Origin of the sequence: Dactylosporangium sp. NPDC049525 (assembly GCF_040676755.1) — a bacterium.
In the GTDB taxonomy this organism is placed as follows: Bacteria; Actinomycetota; Actinomycetes; order Mycobacteriales; family Micromonosporaceae; genus Dactylosporangium.
The window spans coordinates 25,253-43,613 of the sequence record NZ_JBFAPO010000016.1 but is presented as its reverse complement, the minus strand read 5'-3'; the positions used below and the strand labels follow the sequence as shown (position 1 = coordinate 43,613).

At 71.3% G+C, this 18,361-nt stretch carries 17 protein-coding genes and 1 pseudogene; 8 read left to right on the top strand and 10 right to left on the bottom strand.

Features of this window, described 5'->3' with window-relative positions; genetic code table 11:
* Positions 1-9: 9 nt before the first annotated feature.
* Positions 10-477: a VOC family protein gene (locus tag AB0K00_RS23250; RefSeq protein WP_363523582.1), complete on the top strand. Its 468-nt coding sequence runs from the start codon at positions 10-12 to the stop codon at positions 475-477.
* Between the two features lie 115 nt (positions 478-592).
* Here the strand turns inward: AB0K00_RS23250 and AB0K00_RS23245 are convergent.
* The 4 genes and pseudogenes from AB0K00_RS23245 to AB0K00_RS23230 form a co-directional block, all read right to left on the bottom strand.
* Positions 593-790, bottom strand: a pseudogene (locus AB0K00_RS23245) (hypothetical protein); the annotation flags it as partial.
* Positions 791-1,185: 395 nt separating this feature from the next.
* A complete protein-coding gene (locus AB0K00_RS23240) occupies positions 1,186-2,631 on the bottom strand; it encodes a DUF222 domain-containing protein (RefSeq protein ID WP_363523581.1) in 1,446 nt (481 codons plus the stop codon).
* Positions 2,632-2,677: 46 nt separating this feature from the next.
* Positions 2,678-3,688 (bottom strand): S-adenosylmethionine:tRNA ribosyltransferase-isomerase, encoded by a 1,011-nt coding sequence (locus AB0K00_RS23235; protein WP_363523580.1) that lies wholly within the window; start codon positions 3,686-3,688, stop codon positions 2,678-2,680.
* Between the two features lie 164 nt (positions 3,689-3,852).
* Entirely contained in the window at positions 3,853-4,404 is a 552-nt protein-coding gene (locus tag AB0K00_RS23230) for an SDR family oxidoreductase (protein ID WP_363523579.1), read from the bottom strand.
* A gap of 343 nt (positions 4,405-4,747) precedes the next feature.
* Between AB0K00_RS23230 and AB0K00_RS23225 the strand changes: the two genes are divergently transcribed.
* Positions 4,748-6,031, top strand: a complete 1,284-nt coding sequence (locus AB0K00_RS23225; RefSeq protein WP_363523578.1) for a GAF domain-containing sensor histidine kinase — start codon at positions 4,748-4,750, stop codon at positions 6,029-6,031.
* The gene (locus tag AB0K00_RS23220; RefSeq protein WP_363523577.1) at positions 6,021-6,707 is read left to right on the top strand and encodes a response regulator transcription factor; all 687 of its coding nucleotides are present in this window, start codon (positions 6,021-6,023) and stop codon (positions 6,705-6,707) included. The genes AB0K00_RS23225 and AB0K00_RS23220 overlap by 11 nt, the downstream gene beginning before the upstream one ends.
* Positions 6,708-6,723: 16 nt before the next feature.
* On the opposite strand, the gene AB0K00_RS23215 is transcribed toward AB0K00_RS23220, so the two are convergent.
* Positions 6,724-8,226, bottom strand: coding sequence for an aspartate aminotransferase family protein (locus AB0K00_RS23215; RefSeq protein WP_363523576.1), 1,503 nt, complete (start codon positions 8,224-8,226; stop codon positions 6,724-6,726).
* A 98-nt stretch (positions 8,227-8,324) separates the two neighbouring features.
* Here AB0K00_RS23215 and AB0K00_RS23210 point away from each other — a divergent pair, with 98 nt between their 5' ends.
* Entirely contained in the window at positions 8,325-9,401 is a 1,077-nt protein-coding gene (locus AB0K00_RS23210; RefSeq protein ID WP_363523575.1) for a LysR substrate-binding domain-containing protein, read from the top strand.
* Positions 9,402-9,410: 9 nt separating this feature from the next.
* Here the strand turns inward: AB0K00_RS23210 and AB0K00_RS23205 are convergent, their stop codons facing one another.
* From AB0K00_RS23205 to AB0K00_RS23195, 3 genes are all read right to left on the bottom strand, one after another.
* A complete protein-coding gene (locus tag AB0K00_RS23205) occupies positions 9,411-10,256 on the bottom strand; it encodes a DUF1028 domain-containing protein (protein WP_363523574.1) in 846 nt (281 codons plus the stop codon).
* A gap of 166 nt (positions 10,257-10,422) precedes the next feature.
* On the bottom strand, positions 10,423-10,977 hold the full coding sequence (locus AB0K00_RS23200) for a hypothetical protein (RefSeq protein ID WP_203850991.1): 555 nt from the start codon (positions 10,975-10,977) through the stop codon (positions 10,423-10,425).
* Positions 10,974-11,897 (bottom strand): TetR/AcrR family transcriptional regulator, encoded by a 924-nt coding sequence (locus AB0K00_RS23195; protein WP_363523573.1) that lies wholly within the window; start codon positions 11,895-11,897, stop codon positions 10,974-10,976. The genes AB0K00_RS23200 and AB0K00_RS23195 overlap by 4 nt, the downstream gene beginning before the upstream one ends.
* A gap of 193 nt (positions 11,898-12,090) precedes the next feature.
* Here AB0K00_RS23195 and AB0K00_RS23190 point away from each other — a divergent pair, with 193 nt between their 5' ends.
* The 4 genes from AB0K00_RS23190 to AB0K00_RS23175 all read left to right on the top strand — a co-directional run bounded on the left by AB0K00_RS23190 (position 12,091) and on the right by AB0K00_RS23175 (position 14,994).
* Positions 12,091-13,707 carry an MFS transporter gene (locus tag AB0K00_RS23190; protein ID WP_363523572.1) on the top strand — a complete coding sequence of 539 codons (1,617 nt, stop codon included), beginning with the start codon at positions 12,091-12,093 and terminating at the stop codon, positions 13,705-13,707.
* Positions 13,708-13,925: 218 nt separating this feature from the next.
* Positions 13,926-14,351, top strand: a complete 426-nt coding sequence (locus AB0K00_RS23185) for a phage holin family protein (RefSeq protein ID WP_363523722.1) — start codon at positions 13,926-13,928, stop codon at positions 14,349-14,351.
* Positions 14,348-14,737 (top strand): DUF3618 domain-containing protein, encoded by a 390-nt coding sequence (locus tag AB0K00_RS23180; RefSeq protein WP_363523571.1) that lies wholly within the window; start codon positions 14,348-14,350, stop codon positions 14,735-14,737. The genes AB0K00_RS23185 and AB0K00_RS23180 overlap by 4 nt, the downstream gene beginning before the upstream one ends.
* The gene (locus tag AB0K00_RS23175; RefSeq protein WP_327005562.1) at positions 14,734-14,994 is read left to right on the top strand and encodes a DUF4235 domain-containing protein; all 261 of its coding nucleotides are present in this window, start codon (positions 14,734-14,736) and stop codon (positions 14,992-14,994) included. The genes AB0K00_RS23180 and AB0K00_RS23175 overlap by 4 nt, the downstream gene beginning before the upstream one ends.
* Positions 14,995-15,533: 539 nt before the next feature.
* On the opposite strand, the gene xylB is transcribed toward AB0K00_RS23175, so the two are convergent.
* Entirely contained in the window at positions 15,534-16,979 is a 1,446-nt protein-coding gene (xylB, locus tag AB0K00_RS23170; RefSeq protein WP_363523570.1) for a xylulokinase, read from the bottom strand.
* Positions 16,980-17,082: 103 nt separating this feature from the next.
* The gene (gene xylA / locus AB0K00_RS23165) at positions 17,083-18,243 is read right to left on the bottom strand and encodes a xylose isomerase (protein WP_363523569.1); all 1,161 of its coding nucleotides are present in this window, start codon (positions 18,241-18,243) and stop codon (positions 17,083-17,085) included.
* Positions 18,244-18,361: the final 118 nt, after the last annotated feature.

The window sequence follows — 18,361 nt, the reverse complement described above, 5'->3', positions numbered from 1 at the left end:
AGGCGGACGATGATGCCCGAACCGCACGGTCCCGTGATCTCGCTGATGCTTGCCGTGCCCGACGCCACCGCGGCCGCCCGATGGTACGCGCGGGCAATGGGAGCCACGGAACTGTGGAACCTCGGCGGCGTCGTCGGGTTGACCGTCGGAGGTGCCCCCTTCTACCTGGGCGAGCCCGAGAACAACGGCTGGGACACACCGGCCGCCGTACGGACGAGAACAGCGCGGGTCGAAGTGTTCGTCGACGATCCGGACGCCTTCATCGAACGCGCCGTGGCCGCAGGCGCTGACGGCAGCGTCGATGAGATCCGCGACCACGAGGCGCCGTGGGGCATCCATCGCCAGGGCGGCTTCCTCGACCCGTTCGGCCACCTGTGGCTGGTGGGTGACAGGTCTCCGCTACGCACGCATCAGACACCGACGCCACCGCCGGACGTCTCACCGGGCACGACGAACGACGAGCGACGTCCGAGCTGAACCGGCCGCGGCCTGGGCAAGCGCCGATTCGATTCCGCCGGCATCGTCCGGTGCTCCGCCGGCTGCGAGCGACGCACGTCCTGCTCGGACCCCGTGGCTGCGGCCCGGTCCGGCGTCACCCGTCCAGTTCCCCGGCGGGCCCCTCGTACCTGGCGGCCCGCTCCCGGAGCAACTGTCCGAACAGTCCACTCGGCTGGCCGCAGTCCGCGCAGACGAAGTTGTCGTCGAGCCGCGGTCCGCCGCAGTGGTCGCACGACCCCCGGTCCCGCGGGTCGTGGTACGCCCGCAGCGCCTCAACGAACGCCCGCGCCACCCCCGGCGAAAGCCGCACCGGCGCCCCACCGTCGACCCGCAGCTCGACGACGCCTGAGCCGCCGCCTAGATCACCTTCTGAGCCGCCTGAGCGACCGCCTGGGCCACGTTCTGAGCCACCGCCTGAGCCACCGCCTGAGCTGCCGCCAGAACCGTCGCTGGTGCCGCCCGTGCCGGAACCTGCGCCACCGTCCTGCTCGTCCGCAGCCTCGTACACCGCCGCATGCACAGGGTTGTACGCCACTCCCGGTTCCGGGTCCTGCGCCGACGCATGCGTGGGAGGGGGATCGAACACCCCTATCCTGCGGGCGAACTCCTCCAGCGCGACCCTGACCTCACCGGCCGACGAGCCCGACCACCGCGTCGTCATCCCGCGACCCTAGCCCGCGAGCACCGTCATTCCGGTGGCGGGTCAGAGGTCGCGGTGCCCCGATCGGGCGGTGGCCGACCGCCACCGCGCCGGAACCCGTCGACCTTCGGCCTGCTCGGACCCAGCTCATACGGCCGGCCGTCCGGCCGGGTGATCGTGATCCACCCGGTGTCCGGGTCACGGTCCATCGCCCACCCGCGCTCATGGACGCACACATGGTGATATCGGCACAGAATGACCAGGTTGCTGACGTCGGTGTCACCATGGTGCCGGACCCATTCACGCAGGTGGTGCGAGTCGCACCAACTCGCGGGGATCCTGCAGCCAGGCCACCGGCACTCGGGATCGCGCGCGGCGAGCGTACGCCGGAGCGCGGGTGGCGTGTTGCGGTAAGCCCGGCCGAGCTTCAGCGGAACTCCGTTGTCGGGGTGCAGCAGCAGCGGCTGAAGGATGGCGTCGCAGCTCAATCTGGACGCGAGGTCGTCGGGGATCGGACCCCACCCGTCCATGACGGCCGGCTCGTTGCCGTCCGCGGGCGCTCGGAAGAACGGCACCTCGTCAGCGCCCGAAGACGGCGCGGCGTCTGCGCCCGGTGATGGCGCGGCGTCTGCGCCCGGTGATGGCGCGGCGCCTGCGGGCGGCGTTGCGGCCGTCTCGTCCGAGGCCGCGGGTCGGCCGGAGTGATCGTGGAGGTCGACATACCGCCGCACCGGCATCAGCAGTCCGATGTGCGGGCGGACGCCGCCGCTCGTGGGTGCCTTGCCGTTGTTCATGACGGCGTTGAGCATGTCCGCGAGCGCGTCGTGCCGGCGCTGTGCGGGACTGCGGTCGTCGCCTTGGATCGGCGCCGGGCTGAACGCGTCGAGTGCCTCGCGCAGCAGCGTCCCCGTTTCGGCGTCGAGCAGCCCGGCGAGGTGCCACATGTCGTTGATCCTGCTGACGGTGACGCCGCGGCGCGCATACTGCCGGTCCGGTGGCGTCGACTTGTCCCGCAGGGCCTCGTCGCGCAGATAGTTGCACGCCGACCGGAGCGTGTCCGGGTCGACGATCTTCGCGAGCGGAACGAGGATGTCCTCGGCGTCCTGGACCACGTCGGCGCCGACCCGCTCGGCGGTCAGGCCGATCCTGTTGACGTGCTCGGCGTCGACCTCACCGGCGACGAACGCGGCTTCGAGCTTCGGCAACAGCCTGGTGACACCGGCGGCGCGGACCCTGGCGCTCGCGGCGGGCCCTGACAGCCGCGCATACGCCTCGAGCCACAAGGTGGTCTTGTTGTAGCCGTCCTGGTGGAACAGCTTCCTGTCGTCGAAGGTGCGCGTGAAACGGGCGATGACCGCGTCGAGCTGGTTGGCGCATCCGAGCAGGGCCAGCACGGACTCCCGCACCGACTGGTCGTCGAGAGTCTCAGGATCGAGGACGGCCATCGATGCGACGACCCCGGTCAGCTGACCGACCACCCCGTCCGCACCCATGCCCCGAACCTAATACCACCCCCCGACACAATCCCCCGCCCGTCACTCACCGCAACAACAGGTTCACATCTCCGAACTCGTGCCAGAGGTACCGGTCCCGGACCGCTTCGGCATAGCACCGTGCGAGCAGGTCCCGATCGACGACCGCGGCCAGCAGGTCGAGGTGGGAGGCCTTCGGCTCGTGCAGGCCGGTGAGCAGCCCGTCGACCGCCCGCACACCACGGTCCGGCGTGACGATCAGGTCGGTCCAGCCTTCACCGGCGACGACCCGGCCATCGGCTCCGGCGACCGTCTCGAGGGCCCGCACTGTGGTGGTACCGACCGCGACGACCCTCCCGCCGGCCGCTCGCACGTCGTTGACGAGCCGCGCGGTGCTCGACGGCACGCGGAACCACTCCGGGTACGGGCGTTCGTGCGCCTCGGGCGACGCCACCCCGGTGTGCAGGACCAGCGGCGCGATCTGCACGCCCGCCGACACGAGACGGGTCACGACCCGGTCGGTGAAGGGTCGCGCCGCGCTCGGCATCTCGGCACTGCCCGGCTGCGTCGCGAACACCGTCTGGTACGCCTCGAGCGGCCACCGCCGTCGCACGTACGGGTAGCGGATCGGCTGCCCGTACCGATGCAGAAATTCGACGACGGGGGTGCCGGTGTGGACCGACGCGAACCACAGCCTGCCCCGCGAATACGGCTCCTCGAGCGTGACAGTGGCGCCGCCGGGCAGCCGCAGCGGCCCGGGCTCGCCTGGGTGGGGGCTGAGGTCGGCGCCGCGGGTCTCGACGAGCCAGCGTCCGTCGGCGAGCCTGGTGGAGAAGTGGACCCGCAGCGGCGTACCGACGACCGGCACCGACGCGGGCAGTGTGCCGGACGTGTTGACGACCAGCAGATCACCAGCGCGCAGCAGATCGGGCAGGTCGGTGAAGCGGTGATGCGTGACCGCATTGCCCTGCCCGACGAGCAGTCGTACGCCGTCGCGGGCCGTTCCTCGCGCCTCGGGCGGCTCGTGCGCCTCCAACGCCGCCGGCAACACGAAATCCAGCGGCCCAGGCTCCGACAACGCAGCCTCCAACGGCACAGCACCCGCCGACACAACACCCAATGGCACAGCACCCAACGGCACGGCACCCGGCGACGCAGCACCCGCCGACGCAGCCGGTTCGTGGTCCGCCGGGGATCCGGGCCGCGACCGGCCGTGGAGGCTCATCGTGAGTTCCAGCGCCGTCACAGCCGCACCCGCCCTGACGCCGGCCGTGTGGTAACGAGGTCGAGGAACGCCGGCGTCACCGTCTCCGGCAGCGGCCGGTCGCTGATGTCTTCGCCGGGGAACGCCTCGGCGTGCATCTGGGTGCGCAGGTCGCCGGGGTCGACCCACCACACCCGCAGGTTCGGCTCCTCGACCGCGAGCACATTGCTGGTCTGTTCCGCGGCGGCCTTCGCGGCGCCGTAGCCACCCCAGCCCGCGTACGCCTCGACCGCCGCGTCGGACGTGACGGTGACGACGGCGCCGTCGTACTTGCGCAGTGCCGGCAACGCGAGCTGCGTCAACGCCAGCGGCGCGACGACGTTGACCTCGAACACGTCGCGGAGTGTCGCGAGTGGATAGTCGGCGAGCGGCGGCTGCGGGCTGGGCCCGAGGATGCCGGCGTTGTTGACGAGCAGGTCCAGTCGGCCGGTGGCCAGCGCCGCCTCAACGAGCGCCGCTCGGTGCGCGGGATCGGTGACGTCGCCGGGAACTCTGATCACGCCGGCCGGCAGCTCACTCTCGCCCCCCACGGGAGGTCCACCAGTGCCGGCAGGGCCAGCAATACCCGCAGAGCCGGCAGAGCCGACAAGTCCAGGAGACCCAGCAAGCCCAGGAGAGCCAGCAGGGTCAGCAGGTGCGGCCGTCAGGGTCCGGCCGTCGACGACGACGGTCCAGCCGGCCGTCGCGAGGGCTGTGGAGAGCGCCCGTCCGAGTCCCCGGGAGGCGCCGGTGATGATGGCAGTTGGCATGTTCCCGACGCTATGCAGCGCCCGGTCCGCTGCCATCGGGCCGCAGACGGGTGACCGCCCAGGTCTTTGGTCCTAGGTCCAAGAGCCGAAGTGCGAAGTGCCTTGGCATCGGTACTGTCGGAGCATGGCCGCCTGTGACCGCGACGAACTGCGCGAGGTCAGCGCGGCGGTGTTGGCCGTCACGGCGCATCTGTCGGTTCGCGAGGTCCTCCAGACGATCGTCGCGTCCGCCCGGCGGCTCCTGGACGCCGAGTACGCGGCGCTCGGCATCCCCGACGGCAACGGCTCGTTCCGCGAGTTCCTCGCCGACGGTCTCTCCGACGCGCAGTGGCGGGCGATCGGCCCGCTCCCCCGCCAGCACGGGCTGCTCGGCGCGATGCTCCGGGACCCGAGCCCGGTCCGCTCGGCCGACATCCGCACGCATCCCCGGTTCGAGGGCTGGCCGTCCGCCCACCCGGTGATGGTCGACTTCCTGGGCATGCCGATCGTCGACGGTGACGAGATCCTCGGCGAGATCTTCCTCGCCAACAAACGCCGCCCCCAATCCGACCAGCCACAACCACCCCAGCCACAACCGCAGCCACACCCACACCAGCCACAGCCACAGCCAGAACAGCCGCAACCAGACCGGTCGCGATCAGTCCAGCCGCAAGCCGGCCGCGCGCAACAAGACCATCAGCCCGGCGGCTTCGACGCCGACGACGAGGAACTGCTGCGTCTGCTCGCCGCTCACGCGGCCATCGCGATCGTCAACGCCCGGCTGTACGAGCGCAGCCGCGAACTGTCCATCGTGGAGGAACGCCAGCGGATCGCGCGGGAGTTGCACGACGCGGTCACCCAGAAGCTCTTCAGCCTCCGGCTCACCGCCGAGGCGGCCGCCGCCCTGGTGACCCGCGACCCGCAGCGGGCCGTCGCCGAACTGGACACGGTGCGCAGGTTGGCCGCCGACGCGACCGCCGAACTCAAGTCCATCGTGGTCGGTCTGCGCCCCGCGGACCTCGCCGGCGACGGCCTGGCGACGGCGTTGCAGCGGCAGGCCGAGCTGCTCGACCGGGTCCACGCCGCCCGGATCCGGTTCACCGGCGACCAGCTGCCGAAACTGTCCGAGGAACGTCAGGAAGCGGCGTACCGGGTCGCCCAGGAAGCCTTGCACAACGCGCTCCGGCACGGCGATCCCCGCCACGTCGACATCCACCTGCGGCGCGCGGGTCGCGGCTTCACCCTTCGCATCACCGACGACGGCACCGGCTTCGACACCGCCCACCCCGGAGTCCCCCACCCCGCTCAGCGCAGGCTGGGACTCGCGTCGATGCGGGAACGCGCCCGTAGCGTCGGCGGCAGGCTGACCGTCACGTCGAAACCCGGCGTCGGCACCACCGTCACCATGGAGGTCCCCGGTGGCTGCTGACCCGCCCTCCGCCCCGATCAGGGTGCTCGTGGTCGACGATCATCCCGTGGTACGGCAGGGCCTGCGCACCTTCCTCGACCTGCAGGACGACATCGTGGTCGTCGGCGAAGCGCACGACAGCGCCTCCTGCGTCGCAGCAGCGGACGCGACGTCCCCGGACGTGATTCTCCTGGACCTCAAGATGCCCGGCGGCGACGGCGTAGAGGCCCTGCACGCCCTCTACCAGCCAGACCGACACCCCCGGCCAGCCACCGATGTTGCCGGACCTCGATCCGCGGGCGCCGCAAAGGTCCTCGTCATCACCAGCTTCACCGACCCGTCCGCCGTACTCCCGGCGATGCGGGCCGGTGCCGCCGGATACGTGTACAAGGACATCGACCCGCCGGCCCTCGCCGCCGCCATCCGCGCAGTACACGCCGGGCACGTGCTGCTGCATCCCGATGTCGCGCGGCTGCTGGCCGACAGCGGCCCACCGCCGGAATCCGCGCACCTGACCGTTCGCGAGCGGGAGGTCCTCGCCGAGGTCGCCCGCGGCCGCTCGAACCGGGAGATCGCCCGCGTCCTCGGCCTGGCGGAGAAGACGGTGAAGACCCACGTGAGCGCGATCCTCACGAAGCTCGGCGTGCAGGACCGAACCCAGGCCGCCCTGTACGCCGTCCGCTCCGGCCTCGACTGACAGGCACGACCTGCGCTCAGTGCGGGCTGACGTCGCCGATCGCCTGGTCCAGCATCTCCAGGCCCAGCCCGATCTCCTCGTCGGTGCTGGTCAGCGGCGGCGCGATCCGGAACGTCCCGCCCATCCCCGGCAGCTGCACCACGTTGACGTGCAATCCGAGCTCCAGGCACCGCCGGGTCACCGCCGCACCGACCTGATCCGCGCCGACCCGGCCAGCGTTTACCTGGCCAGCATCAACCTGACCAGCACTAACCTGACCAGCGACAGCCTGCCCGCCCTGCAGCTCGATGCCCTGCAAGAGTCCCCTTCCCCGGACATCGCCGACGACCGGGTGTCGGCGCTGGATCTCCAGCAGCCCTTCGCGCAGGCGCGCGCCGAGGACACCGGCCCGCACGTCGAGCTGGTCACGTTCGAGCACGTTGAGGACGGTGTTGCCGACCGCGGCGACGAGCGGGTCGGAGACGTGCGTGGTGTAGAACAGGTAGCCGCGTTCGTGCGCCCGTTCCTCGATCTCGGCGCTGGTGACGACCGCAGCGAGGGGCAGCCCGGCACCGAGCGTCTTGGACAGGGTGAGGATGTCCGGGACGATGCCGTCGCGCTGGAAGGCGTACCAGGTGCCGGTCCGACACAGCCCGGTCTGCGCCTCGTCGAGGATCAACAGCATGCCCCGCTCACGGCATTTGCGCTGCAACGCGGCGAAGTAGCCGACCGGCGGCTCGATCACCCCGCCGGAGCTGAGGATCGGCTCGACCAGGCAGGCCGCGAGGCTCCCGACCGACTGCGCGTCGACGAGGTCGAAGGCCAGGTCCAGCTGCCGCTGCCAGTCGTGGCCGCCGTCGGGCGTGGTGAAGTCCGGCCGGTACGCGTTCGGCGTCGGGATCGCGATGTTGCCCGGCGCGTTCGGCCCGTACCCCTTGCGCCCGGCGCTGTACGTCGCCGCCGCGGCGGCCTGGGTCATCCCGTGCCACGACCCGGCGAACGACACGATCTCGTGCCCCCCGGTGACCAGCTTCGCCATCCGGACCGCGGCCTCGTTGGACTCCGCCCCGGTGGTCAGCAGCAGCACCTTCGTCAGCGGCCCACCGTCGGCGGGCAGACCGGCCGTCGCATTATCAGCCGTCGCATTATCAGCCGTCGCATTGTCAGCCGTCGCATTATCAGCCGTCGCATTGTCAGCCGTCGCATTGTCAGCCGCCGCCGTGTGAGCTGCCGCCGCGTCAGCCGCCGCCTTGTCGAGGGAGTCCGCGAGGCGCCGGCTGAGTTCGACGACCGGCCTGGACAGCATCCCGCTGAACAGGTGGTCGAGAGTCCCGATCTGCCGCCGGACGGTGGCGACGATCTCTGGGTGGGCGTGGCCGAGGATGGCGCTCATCTGCCCCGACGTGAAGTCCAGGATCCGGCGGCCGTCCTCGGTGTACACGTAGCTTCCCTCAGCCCGGTCGATGATCTCCGGGGTGAACGCTCCGCCGTACCGCACCACGTGCCGCCGCACGTCCTGCCAGAACTCGATGTCAGCCATGTGACCGACCGTAGGCGAGGGCATTGTCAGGTTCCAGCGCATAATCCCGTACATACTGTTCGGGACAACCGCACAGTCAGGTTCCGGGAGCGCATTGCATGCTCGATCCGTGGCGGCTTCGGCTGCTCACCCTGCTGGAGAGCCTGGGCACGGTCCGGGCCGTCGCCGAGTCGGCGCGACTGAGCCCGTCCAATGTGTCGGAGCAGCTGTCCGTCCTGGAACGGGAGGCCGCCACCCAGCTGTTCGAACGCGCCGGTCGCCGCCTGCGGCTCACGCCCGCCGGCACGGCCCTGGTCCGGCACGCGAGGGTGATCCTCGATCAGATGGACGCCGCCCATGAGGAACTCGCCGCGTTCGACGCCGCGGAGGGTGGGCTGGCGGGTGGGGTCCGGCTGGGCGCGTTCACCAGCGCGCTCAATACGTTCGTGCTGGACTCGGTGCGGGACCTGACCCGGGACCACCCGCGACTGCGGGTCACCGTGTGGGAACTGGACCCGGCCGACAGCGTGGCGGCCCTGCAACGCGGCGAGTGCGACGTCGTGGTCACCGCCGACCTGGGTACCGGCAACCTGAGTGCCGACGACCTGGGCACCGGCGACTTAGGTACCGGCGAGTTAGGTACCGCCGCTGGGTTCTCCCACGGCTCAGCCTCGATCGTCTCGGATGTCGTGCACACCCTGCTCGCCACCGACGAGATCATGCTCGTCACGGCCGCCGGGGCCGGTTCGCAGGACGACGAACCTGCCGACCTGGCCGGCTTCGCGAGCAGCCGCTGGAGCATGGAGCTGCCCGGCACATGGACGTTCGACCTCGTGACGACCGCCTGCCGACGGGCCGGTTTCGAACCCGAGGTCGCCGGGTTCTTCGCCTCGTACGGTCCGCTCCTGGCCCACGTGGAGGCCGGCCTGTCGGTGACCCTGCTGCCGGAACTGGCGGTCGACCGGCGCTACCGGGTAGCCGCGCGACCGATCCGCGATCCGATGCGCCGCCGCATCACCGCCGCCGTCCGCCGGAGCTCCGCGGAACGCGCCTCGATCATCGCGGTCGTCAAGGCGCTCCGCCGCACCGTCGAAGGCCGCACCGCCAAGGACCGCACCGTCGATGGCCGCACTGTCAAAGGCAGCACCGTCAACGGCAGCACGCTCGAAGGCAGCACCGTCGAAGGCCGCGGCTGAAGGCCGGCGTCAGGCCACGCCCGGGTCCGTGGTCGAGTCCGTCATCGGAGCCGCCCCGCGGAGGTGCGCCAGGACGAGCGGGTCGATGGCGCCGTCGACAAGGCGCTCCTCCAGATTTTCCACCCCGGCCCAGCCGGCCAGGTCGGCGAAGCCGAGGGCACTGAGCCGCTGCGTCACCTCCTCATCAAGGGCGCCGGTCAGCGGCAGGAGGGTCGCCGGGTCGGGCTTCTGGAAGTACAACTCCCACAGGCTTATCAAGGCGCCGAGCCGGGTCACCGGGTCCGGGTCGTCGTCGACGCGTAGGTCGACCTCGACGTCGCTGAGCCCGCCGTATCCGGCGCCCCGGCGCACGACGAGCAGCGCGGCGCTCTGCCGGCCGCGGCTGTCCCCGCCGGCCCGGTCCCCCGCGGCGAGCGCGGCATGCAGGCGTCTCGCCAGGGGCGCGCCGGGGTCGGCGAGCCAGGCGGCTTCCATGTCGTGGACGACGTCGGCGCCGGTGAGGATGTTGCCCTGGATCGCGTACCCGTCACCGGCGACGCCACCGGCCCACGCGAAGCACTCGTCGCCGGTGAACGTGGCCCCGGCGCCCTCCCGCCCGACGACGCCGAGTTGCCGGGTCGCACGCCCCGGGTCGGCGGCGGTCAGCCCGGCGATGGTGTCCGCGGCACTCGTGCCGGTGCGCAGCATCGCAAGACCCTGGACCCGGTACGCGAGGTTCGCGAACGACTGCGTCGCGACCGCCCCCACCTCGACCTCGGCGGCCGGGACAGCGGCCCCGACGGCGAGGAACTTGCTGGCCACAGCGATACCGAGCGACAGCCCGTCAGCAGACCGCCCGACGATCGAGAACGTCATGGCGCCCACCGTAACGGAACCGCCCGCCGCCACCGACGACCGGCGGTTCGACCTGCGCCAATCGGACCGGCGGCACCAACCTCAGGACGACAGCAACCTCAAGACGACAGCAACTTCAAAGACGGCTGCACTCTGAGGAAGGCCGCAGCCTCAGGACGCCGCAACCTCACGACGGCAGTGCGCTCGGCGGCTGGGACAGGCAGACGAACGGCCCCCGCACCCCCGCGCTGAACCGCTCCGCCGCCCGCAGCGCCACCTCGACCCGCCGCTGCGGTGCCATCCGGGACCCCGCGGTCGCGAACAGCGCCCCGAGCGCGATCTCGTCGCCGACGCCGACCGCCGCGTACCCGTCGGCAGCCTCCGCGACCTGGTAGTCGTCGTGCACGGTGAACAGCCGTCCTTTCACCCCGACGAGGAACGTGCCGCCTTCCTCGCGTTCGCTGTCACGGCGCGCCCACCCGCCGGCCTTCAACGCCTCGCGGACCGAGTCGATGAACCGGGTCGCCATGAACCGTTCGATGTCGCCGACGGGTTTCGGCGGTTTCAGCGCGTACCGGATGAGCTGTCCCATCCGGAACGACGTGGTGAAACCGAAGAGGTAGCCGTTGTTGTGGAACACCTTGCTGTCGGCCCGGACGGTGAGGCTCCACCCGGACGCGCCGGCGCTGTCCCCACCGATGTACACGGTGCCGGTGTGCACCAACCCCACGATCGCCGTCATATCCCATCCCCGTCCACAACAGACCCGCCAACCACCGACACTGCGTCCTCAGGCACAGCACCATCAGGCACAGCACCATCAGCGACAGCGATATCAGACCCAGCGCCATCAGCAACGGCAACGGCAGCAACCGGCGCAGCCGACTCAAGCACAACCGACTCAAGCACAACTGGTCCGGCGGCACCCCCTCCGGTGGTGTTCGTCCCACCGGCGTACCGGGCGAGCCCGTCGACCATCAGGTCGATCGCGAACGCGAACCGCTCATCGCCGCTGCCCTCGGTCATCGCCGGGGCCATCGCGACGAGGTTCGGGAACCGGTCGGCCGGCAGCGACCCGAAGTACTCGCGGACCTGCGCAAGGTACGGCTCGGCGTCCGCCTCCGTCTGTCGGCCATGGCTGGCGTGGATCGCGGATTCAATGGCGTCGGCGACGATCACCAGCGACATCTGATCCATGCCCCACGCGGCGATCTTGTCCGGAATACCAGCGCCACGGAGAACGGCGAGCATCGCCTCGGTGTACCGCAGCGAGTTGGGCCCCACAGGAATATTGGCCCGGGCAACCTTGACGAGGTCCCGGTGGGCAAGGAACACCGCCCGGCTGTCCCAGCAACTGCGCTTGACCACCGCCGCCCAGTCCCCTGCCTGAGCTGCTGCCTGACCTGCCGCCTGGCCTGCCCCCTGAGCTTCTGCCTGATCCCCTGCCTGATCATCCGCGTCACCACCCACCCGCGGCGGGTGCGCGACCGGCAGCGGGATCTCGCCGATGACCCGGTCGAGGAGCTGCTCCAGCAGCTCGTCCTTGTTCGCGAAGTACGCATACAACGACGCCGCCCCGGTGCCCAGTTCCTGCGCCACCCGCCGCATGCTCAGCGCGTCGAGTCCGTCCCGGTCGACGAGCCGCAGCGCGGTCTCGATCACGGCCTCCGCGCTCAGCGGCTGCCGGGCGGCCGGTGCCTTGCGCCGCGTCCGCCAGGGCGGCGCCGGCAGTCCCGGCTCGGGTGGAGCGCTGACCTGGCTGGGCTCGCTGACCTGGCTGGGCTTGGGGACGGCTCGGGCTGGCACCCGCCAATCCTACTTGACACGAACAGTGTTCGTAAGTAGAACAGTGTTCGTGACCAACGAACAGCGTTCGAAACACTCCGATCTGAAGGCCGCCAACATGCCTCCGGACCCGTACCGATGGCGTTGGGCGGTGCTCGCCGTCGTCCTCGCCGCCGAGGTCATGGACCTGCTCGACGCCACGATCATCGCCATCGCCGGCCCCTCGATCCGCGCCGACCTCATCGGCCCGGATCAAGGAGCCGCCGACGGGATCAGCAACGGGATCAACGGCGGCACCAACGGCGGTACTGCGTTCCTGCAGTGGCTCGCCGCCGGGTACACCCTCGCCTTTGCGGTGGGTCTGGTGACCGGCGGCCGGCTCGGCGACATCTTCGGCCGCCGCCGCATGTTCCTCGTCGGCGCCGCCGGGTTCACCCTCATGTCACTGCTGTGCGCCGTCGCCCCCGGCCCCGTGACGCTCGTCGTGTTCCGAATCCTGCAGGGCCTCGCCGGCGCGGTCCTCATCCCGCAGGGCCTCGGCCTCATCAAGGCCGCGTTCCCACCGGAGAAGCTCGGTGCCGCATTCGGCGCGTTCGGCCCCGTGATGGGCCTGTCCGCCGTCTGCGGCCCCATCCTCGCCGGCGTCCTCGTCGACGCCGACCTCTTCGGCACCGGCTGGCGGATGATCTTCCTGATCAACCTCCCCGTCGGGATCGCCGCGCTGCTCGGCGCCTGGCTGGTCCTGCCCCGCCCCGCACCCGGAGGCGCCGACTCCGGCACCCGGCTCCGGCTCGACCTGACTGGCACTGCCCTGCTCAGCGGGTCCCTGCTGCTGCTCGTCTTCCCGCTCGTCCAGGGGCGGGAGCTCGGCTGGCCATGGTGGGCGTGGATCATGATGGTGCTGTCCGTCCCGATGTTCTGGGTGTTTCAGCGGTACCAGCGCCGCCTGCACCGCACCGGCCGGAGCCCACTCATCGAGCCCAGCCTGCTCGCGAAGCAACGGTTCACCGCCGGCCTGCTCGTCGGCCTGATCTTCTTCGCCGGGCTGATGGGCCTGACCCTGATCCTCAGCGTGTACCTGCAGCTCGGCCTCGGCTTCTCCCCGCTGCGCGCCGGTCTCACCCAGTCGCCGTGGGCGTTCGGCACCGCCGTCGGTGCGGTCGCCGGGCACATGCTGAGCGCCAGGTTCGGCGGCCGCCGGCTGCTCGTCGGCGGGACCGCTGTCGTGGCCGCGGGTGTCGTCGCGCTGCTCGTCACCCTGACGGTCGCCGACGGCTCCGTCTCCGCCGGCACCCTGAACGCTGCCCTGCTGCCGTCGCTGCTGGTGCTCGGCATCGGCATGGGCTGCTCGATGGCACCGTACTTCGACATCGTCCTGGCCTCGGTCGACGAGCACGAGGTCGGCTCGGCGTCCGGCACGCTGACCGCCGCCCAACAGGTCGGCGGTGCGATCGGCGTCGCCGCGCTCGGCACCGCGTTCTTCGCCTGGGCGCAGCCGCAGCAGCTGGGTCGCGCCTTCGACGCGGGCCTGCGACACGTGCTGTGGCTGGAACTCGGCCTGCTTGCCCTCGCCGCCGCCCTGTCGTTCCTCCTGCCGAAACGCGCCCGCGACGAACCCGCCCCGGACGACGACACCCACCCTTACGACGACATCCACCCGCACAAGGTGGCCGTGGCCGGGCCGTGAGGGTGGTGGCATGAGAAGGGTGGTGGCATGAGAGTCGTGGCGTGAGGGTGGCGGCGTGAGGGTGGCGGCGTGAGGGTGGTTGGAGGCGTCCGCACCAGCGGCGTGACGTGGGTTAACCCCGGCGTTCGCGGGGAAACAGGAACGTGCGGGCGAGAGGAGATGCCATGACGTACACCGTGAACGACCGGCCGGCCACCGCGCCGCGCATGCAATCCCCAATGGTTGCGAGCACTGTCACCTCGACCACTGATCACCGCTCCACCGCGGAGCTGGTCAAGCTGGCCGCCGAGCAGGTCTCCACCCTGGTGCGCGACGAGCTGAAGCTTGCCCAGGTCGAGCTGGCCCAGAAGGGCAAGCGGGCCGGGATGGGCGTCGGCATGTTCGGCGGCGCCGGCCTCGTCGCGCTCTACGGCGTGGCTGCCCTGCTCGCCGCCGCCATCATCGCCCTCGCGGCGGTCATGCCGGCATGGTTGTCGGCACTGCTGGTCGGCGTGGTCCTGCTGGTGGTCGCCGGAATCCTGGCGCTGCTCGGCAAGTCGCAGATGAGCAAGGCCGGGCCGCCGGTGCCGCACGACGCGGTCGCCAGCGTCAAGGCGGACATCGACACGATCACCCACTCCGTGAAGGACCGGGGGCAGCGATGACGGCGACCGATTCGAAGAACGGTCACAACGGGCACGCCACCCCGACCGACCCCGAGGCACTCCGGCAGGAGATCGCCCGGACCCGGGCGGGGCTCGGTGAGACCGTCGAGGCCCTCGCGGCCAAGGCCGACGTGAAGGCCCGCGCGCAGGACGCCGTGTCCACCTCGGTGACGGCGGCGAAGCTGCGGATGCGGGAAGGCGTGGAACAGGTCGCGGTCAACGCCGCGTACGCCGGTCGCGAACTGCGGACCCACCCGCGCCAGGCCATGCAGCGCTCGCTGCATCGGATGGTGCAGTCGGTGCGGGACCGTCCGGCGCCGTGGGTGGTGGCGTCGGGCCTGCTGGTCCTCGCGGCGTTGATCGGGTACCGGAAGGGATACGAGTGAACAAGATCCTGTACAAGCCGTTCAGCATCGCGTTCAGCGTGGCCGGTGGCGTCGCGGCCGGGATCGTGTTCAAGCAGATCTGGAAGCGGCTCTCCGGCGAGGACGACGCGCCGGAGGCGACGTCGCGGGAGTACGGCTGGGGCGAGGTCCTCGCCGCCGCCGCCCTCCAAGGCGCGATCTTCGCCGTGGTGAAGGCCGCGATCGACCGCGGCGGCGCGGCGGGCGTCCGCCGCATCACCGGCGACTGGCCCGACTGAGCCGGCAGCCTGACCAAGCGCGAGCCGGGCAAGCCAGGCCGAACAAACCGAGCCGAGCAAGCCCAGCAGAGCAGAGCAAGCCAGCAGAGCAAGCCGAGCTGAGCAAACCGACTGAGCCAGGCTGGGCGGCCGGCGACCAAGCGTGAGAAGGGTCTCCCCATGCGGGGCGGCCCTTCTTCGTGTCCCCCGACCGGTGGATGCGATGTCATCCGGCCTGCCCCGGCAACGCACGCACTCCCGTCCCGGAACCGTCCCGCGCAACACAGCAGGCCCAGAGTCAGTCCTGCGAACGTGATCCAGCGCCGGCTCCGCACGAGGGAGCGGGACCGGCGCGCGGGAGTCCGGTGTCGGGCCGTCGGGCGGACAGCCCGACACCGGAACCCCAGTTACGGTCCGTCCAAAGCACAAGGGCTCAAGAGCCGGGGTAGAGCCGAGCCGGGACGCCCCAACAACATCCCGGCCCGGCCACCGCAACGGGCGCCTCACCAACGCCCGTGGGCAGTCCACCCCCACATCACCCGGCCCCGCGCGCCGGGTACCTACCGCAGCAACGCCTGCGCTCGGTCCCGGACGTCCGCGTACACCTTGCGCGTCTCCCCGACCGGCGGTGCCAGCGTCTCCGCCGCCGGGGCCGTCCCCGGCACCCGCCAGGCCGGCGGTTCCGCACCGCCGTCGAGCACCCACGCCGCCTGCCGGGCCGCACCGAGCGCGACGTACTCACCCGGGTCCGGCACGCTGACCGGCACCCCGAAGAGCGCGGGTGCCACCTCACGTACCGCCGCCGAGGCAGCGGCACCACCGATGAGCAGGACCCGCTCGACCGGCACCCCCAGACCTCGGACCGCGTCGATGCCGTCGGCGAGCCCGCACAGCATGCCCTCGACCGCCGCCCGGGCCAGGTTCGCCGGGGTGGCGTTGCCGCGGGTGATGCCGTTGAGCAGGCCGCGGGCGTCGGGCAGGTTCGGGGTGCGTTCGCCGTCCAGGTACGGCAGCAGTGTCAACCCGCCCGCGCCCGGCGCCGCCGATCGCGCCAGCTCGTCCAATGTGGACAGGTCGACGCCGAGGAGCGCGGCGACGGCCGACAGGACCCGGGCCGCGTTGAGGGTCGCGACGAGCGGCAGGTGCCGGCCGGTCGCGTCGGCGAACCCGGCGACGGTGCCGCTGATGTCCGTGACCGGCCGCTCCGACACGCCGAAGACGGTGCCCGAGGTGCCGAGCGACACCACGACGTCACCGGGGCGCAGGCCGAGACCGAGGGCGGCGGCCATGTTGTCGCCGGTGCCCGGCGCAAGAAGGGCACCGGCGACGGTCTCACCCACCACCTCGGCCGGCCCGGCGACCCGCGGCACTGCCAGATCCCGTCCAAAAGCCAACCGCAAAAGCTGCGGCTGGTACGACCCGGACGCCGGCGACCAGTACCCCGTCCCGGAGGCGTCGCCACGGTCGGTGGTCGGGCCGCCGGCCTCGTTTCCGGCGCGCAGCAGGTGGGTGATCCAGTCGTGCGGCAGCATGACGCTCGCGGCGCGGGCCGCGTTTTCAGGTTCGTGTTCGGCGACCCACCGCAGTTTCGTGACGGTGAAGCTGGCCACCGGCACGAGCCCGGTCGCGTCGGCCCAGGCGGCGGCACCGCCGGGCAGTTCGGCGATGAGGTCGGTGGCCGCGCCGGCGGACCGCGTGTCGTTCCACAGCAACGCGTCCCGCACGACGTCGCCGGCCTCGTCGAGCAGCACCATGCCGTGCTGCTGCCCGCCGACCCCGATCGCGGCCACCCCGTCCAGCAGCCCACCGCCCGAGACCCCACCGCCCGACACTCCGCCGCCGGTGGCGTCGGCGAACGCCCGCCACCAGTGGGCCGGGTCGACCTCGGTCGCGTCGGGGTGCCCGGCGCGACCTTCCCGCACGACCTCACCGGTGTCAGCGTCGCAGACGAGCACCTTCGTCGACTGGGTGGACGTGTCGACGCCCGCGACGAGCCGCCGGCTCACGCCGCCGCTCCCCTCACGAACGCACGCCCCGCCAACGCACGGCCCGTCAACACACGCCTCACGAACGCACGCCTCGCCAACGCACGCCTCGCGGACGCATGGCTCACGAACGGACTCCGAGGAGGTGCTCCATCGCCAGCTGGTCGAGGTACTCGAACGCGCCACCGCGGGCGGCGAGCTTTTCGACGTCGAAGTCCTCGGCGCGCAGCGACTCGATCGTCTCGCCCTCGGCGAGGGTCGGCTCGTGCAGCTCGTTGACCCGCGCCGCCTCGAGGGCCGCAGCGACCTCCGGGTCCGCGCGGAACGACGCGACCCGCTCCTTGAGGATCAGGTAGTTGCGCATGCACGCCCGCGCGGTCTCCCACACGCCGTCGTAGTCCTCGGTCCGCGGCGGCTTGTAGTCGAAGTGCCGGTAGCCGGTGTACCCGCCGGTCTCGAGCACGTCGACGGTCCAGAACGCGCCGCGCAGGTTGCCGGCGCCGAAGCGCAGGTCCTGGTCGAAGCGGGGGCCGTGCTGCCCGTTGAGGTCGATGTGGAACAGCTTGCCGTGCCACATCGCCTGGGCGATGCCGTGGGCGAAGTTGAGCCCGGCCATCTCCTCGTGCCCGACCTCGGGGTTGAGGCCGACCCGGTCCGGCTCCTCGAGGGTCGAGATGAGTGCCAGGGCGTGGCCGATCGTCGGCAGCAGGATGTCGCCGCGCGGCTCGTTCGGCTTGGGCTCGAGGGCGAAGCGGATGTCGTAGCCCTGGTCGCGCACATACGCGCAGAGGAGGTTGAGCCCTTCGCGGTACCGGTCGAGCGCGGCCGCGACGTCCTTGGCCCCACCGGACTCGGCGCCCTCGCGGCCGCCCCACAGCACGTAGGTCTCGGCGCCGAGGTCCGCGGCGAGGTCGATGTTGCGGAGCACCTTCTTGAGCGCGAAGCGGCGGACCGCGCGATCGTTGGAGGTGAAGCCGCCGTCCTTGAAGATCGGGTGGCTGAAGAGGTTGGTGGTCACCATTTCGACGCGGATGCCGGTCGCCTTGAGCGCGTCCTTGAAGCGGGCGATGAGGTGGTCGCGGGTCGCGTCGTCGCTGCCGAACGGGAACAGGTCGTCGTCGTGGAACGTGACGGCGGCCGCGCCGAGGTCCGAGAGACGGTGGACGGCTTCGACGGAGTCGAGCGGCGCGCGGGTCGGGCCGCCGAAGACGTCCTGGGCCTGCCAGCCGACGGTCCACAGCCCGAACGAGAACTTGTCGGCGCGGGTGGGCTGGTAATCGTTCATGAGTACCTCTTAGCGGGGGTGTTCGTTGGCGGACGTCTAGCACCCTACGCCGCCGGACTGGGTTAGTTCAATATCAGAACTAACCAGCGTGCACCTACCCACGTATCCCGAAACATCC

What these genes read in the sequence shown, in the direction of transcription:
- AB0K00_RS23200 (WP_203850991.1), bottom strand. Translation starts at nt 10,977, where the DNA reads ATGACGGCGATCGTGGGGTTGGTGCACACCGGCACCGTGTACATCGGT.
- AB0K00_RS23250 (WP_363523582.1), top strand. Translation starts at nt 10, where the DNA reads ATGATGCCCGAACCGCACGGTCCCGTGATCTCGCTGATGCTTGCCGTG.
- AB0K00_RS23210 (WP_363523575.1), top strand. Translation starts at nt 8,325, where the DNA reads ATGCTCGATCCGTGGCGGCTTCGGCTGCTCACCCTGCTGGAGAGCCTG.
- AB0K00_RS23205 (WP_363523574.1), bottom strand. Translation starts at nt 10,256, where the DNA reads ATGACGTTCTCGATCGTCGGGCGGTCTGCTGACGGGCTGTCGCTCGGT.
- xylA (WP_363523569.1), bottom strand. Translation starts at nt 18,243, where the DNA reads ATGAACGATTACCAGCCCACCCGCGCCGACAAGTTCTCGTTCGGGCTG.
- AB0K00_RS23215 (WP_363523576.1), bottom strand. Translation starts at nt 8,226, where the DNA reads ATGGCTGACATCGAGTTCTGGCAGGACGTGCGGCGGCACGTGGTGCGG.
- AB0K00_RS23240 (WP_363523581.1), bottom strand. Translation starts at nt 2,631, where the DNA reads ATGGGTGCGGACGGGGTGGTCGGTCAGCTGACCGGGGTCGTCGCATCG.
- AB0K00_RS23225 (WP_363523578.1), top strand. Translation starts at nt 4,748, where the DNA reads ATGGCCGCCTGTGACCGCGACGAACTGCGCGAGGTCAGCGCGGCGGTG.
- AB0K00_RS23180 (WP_363523571.1), top strand. Translation starts at nt 14,348, where the DNA reads ATGACGGCGACCGATTCGAAGAACGGTCACAACGGGCACGCCACCCCG.
- AB0K00_RS23185 (WP_363523722.1), top strand. Translation starts at nt 13,926, where the DNA reads ATGGTTGCGAGCACTGTCACCTCGACCACTGATCACCGCTCCACCGCG.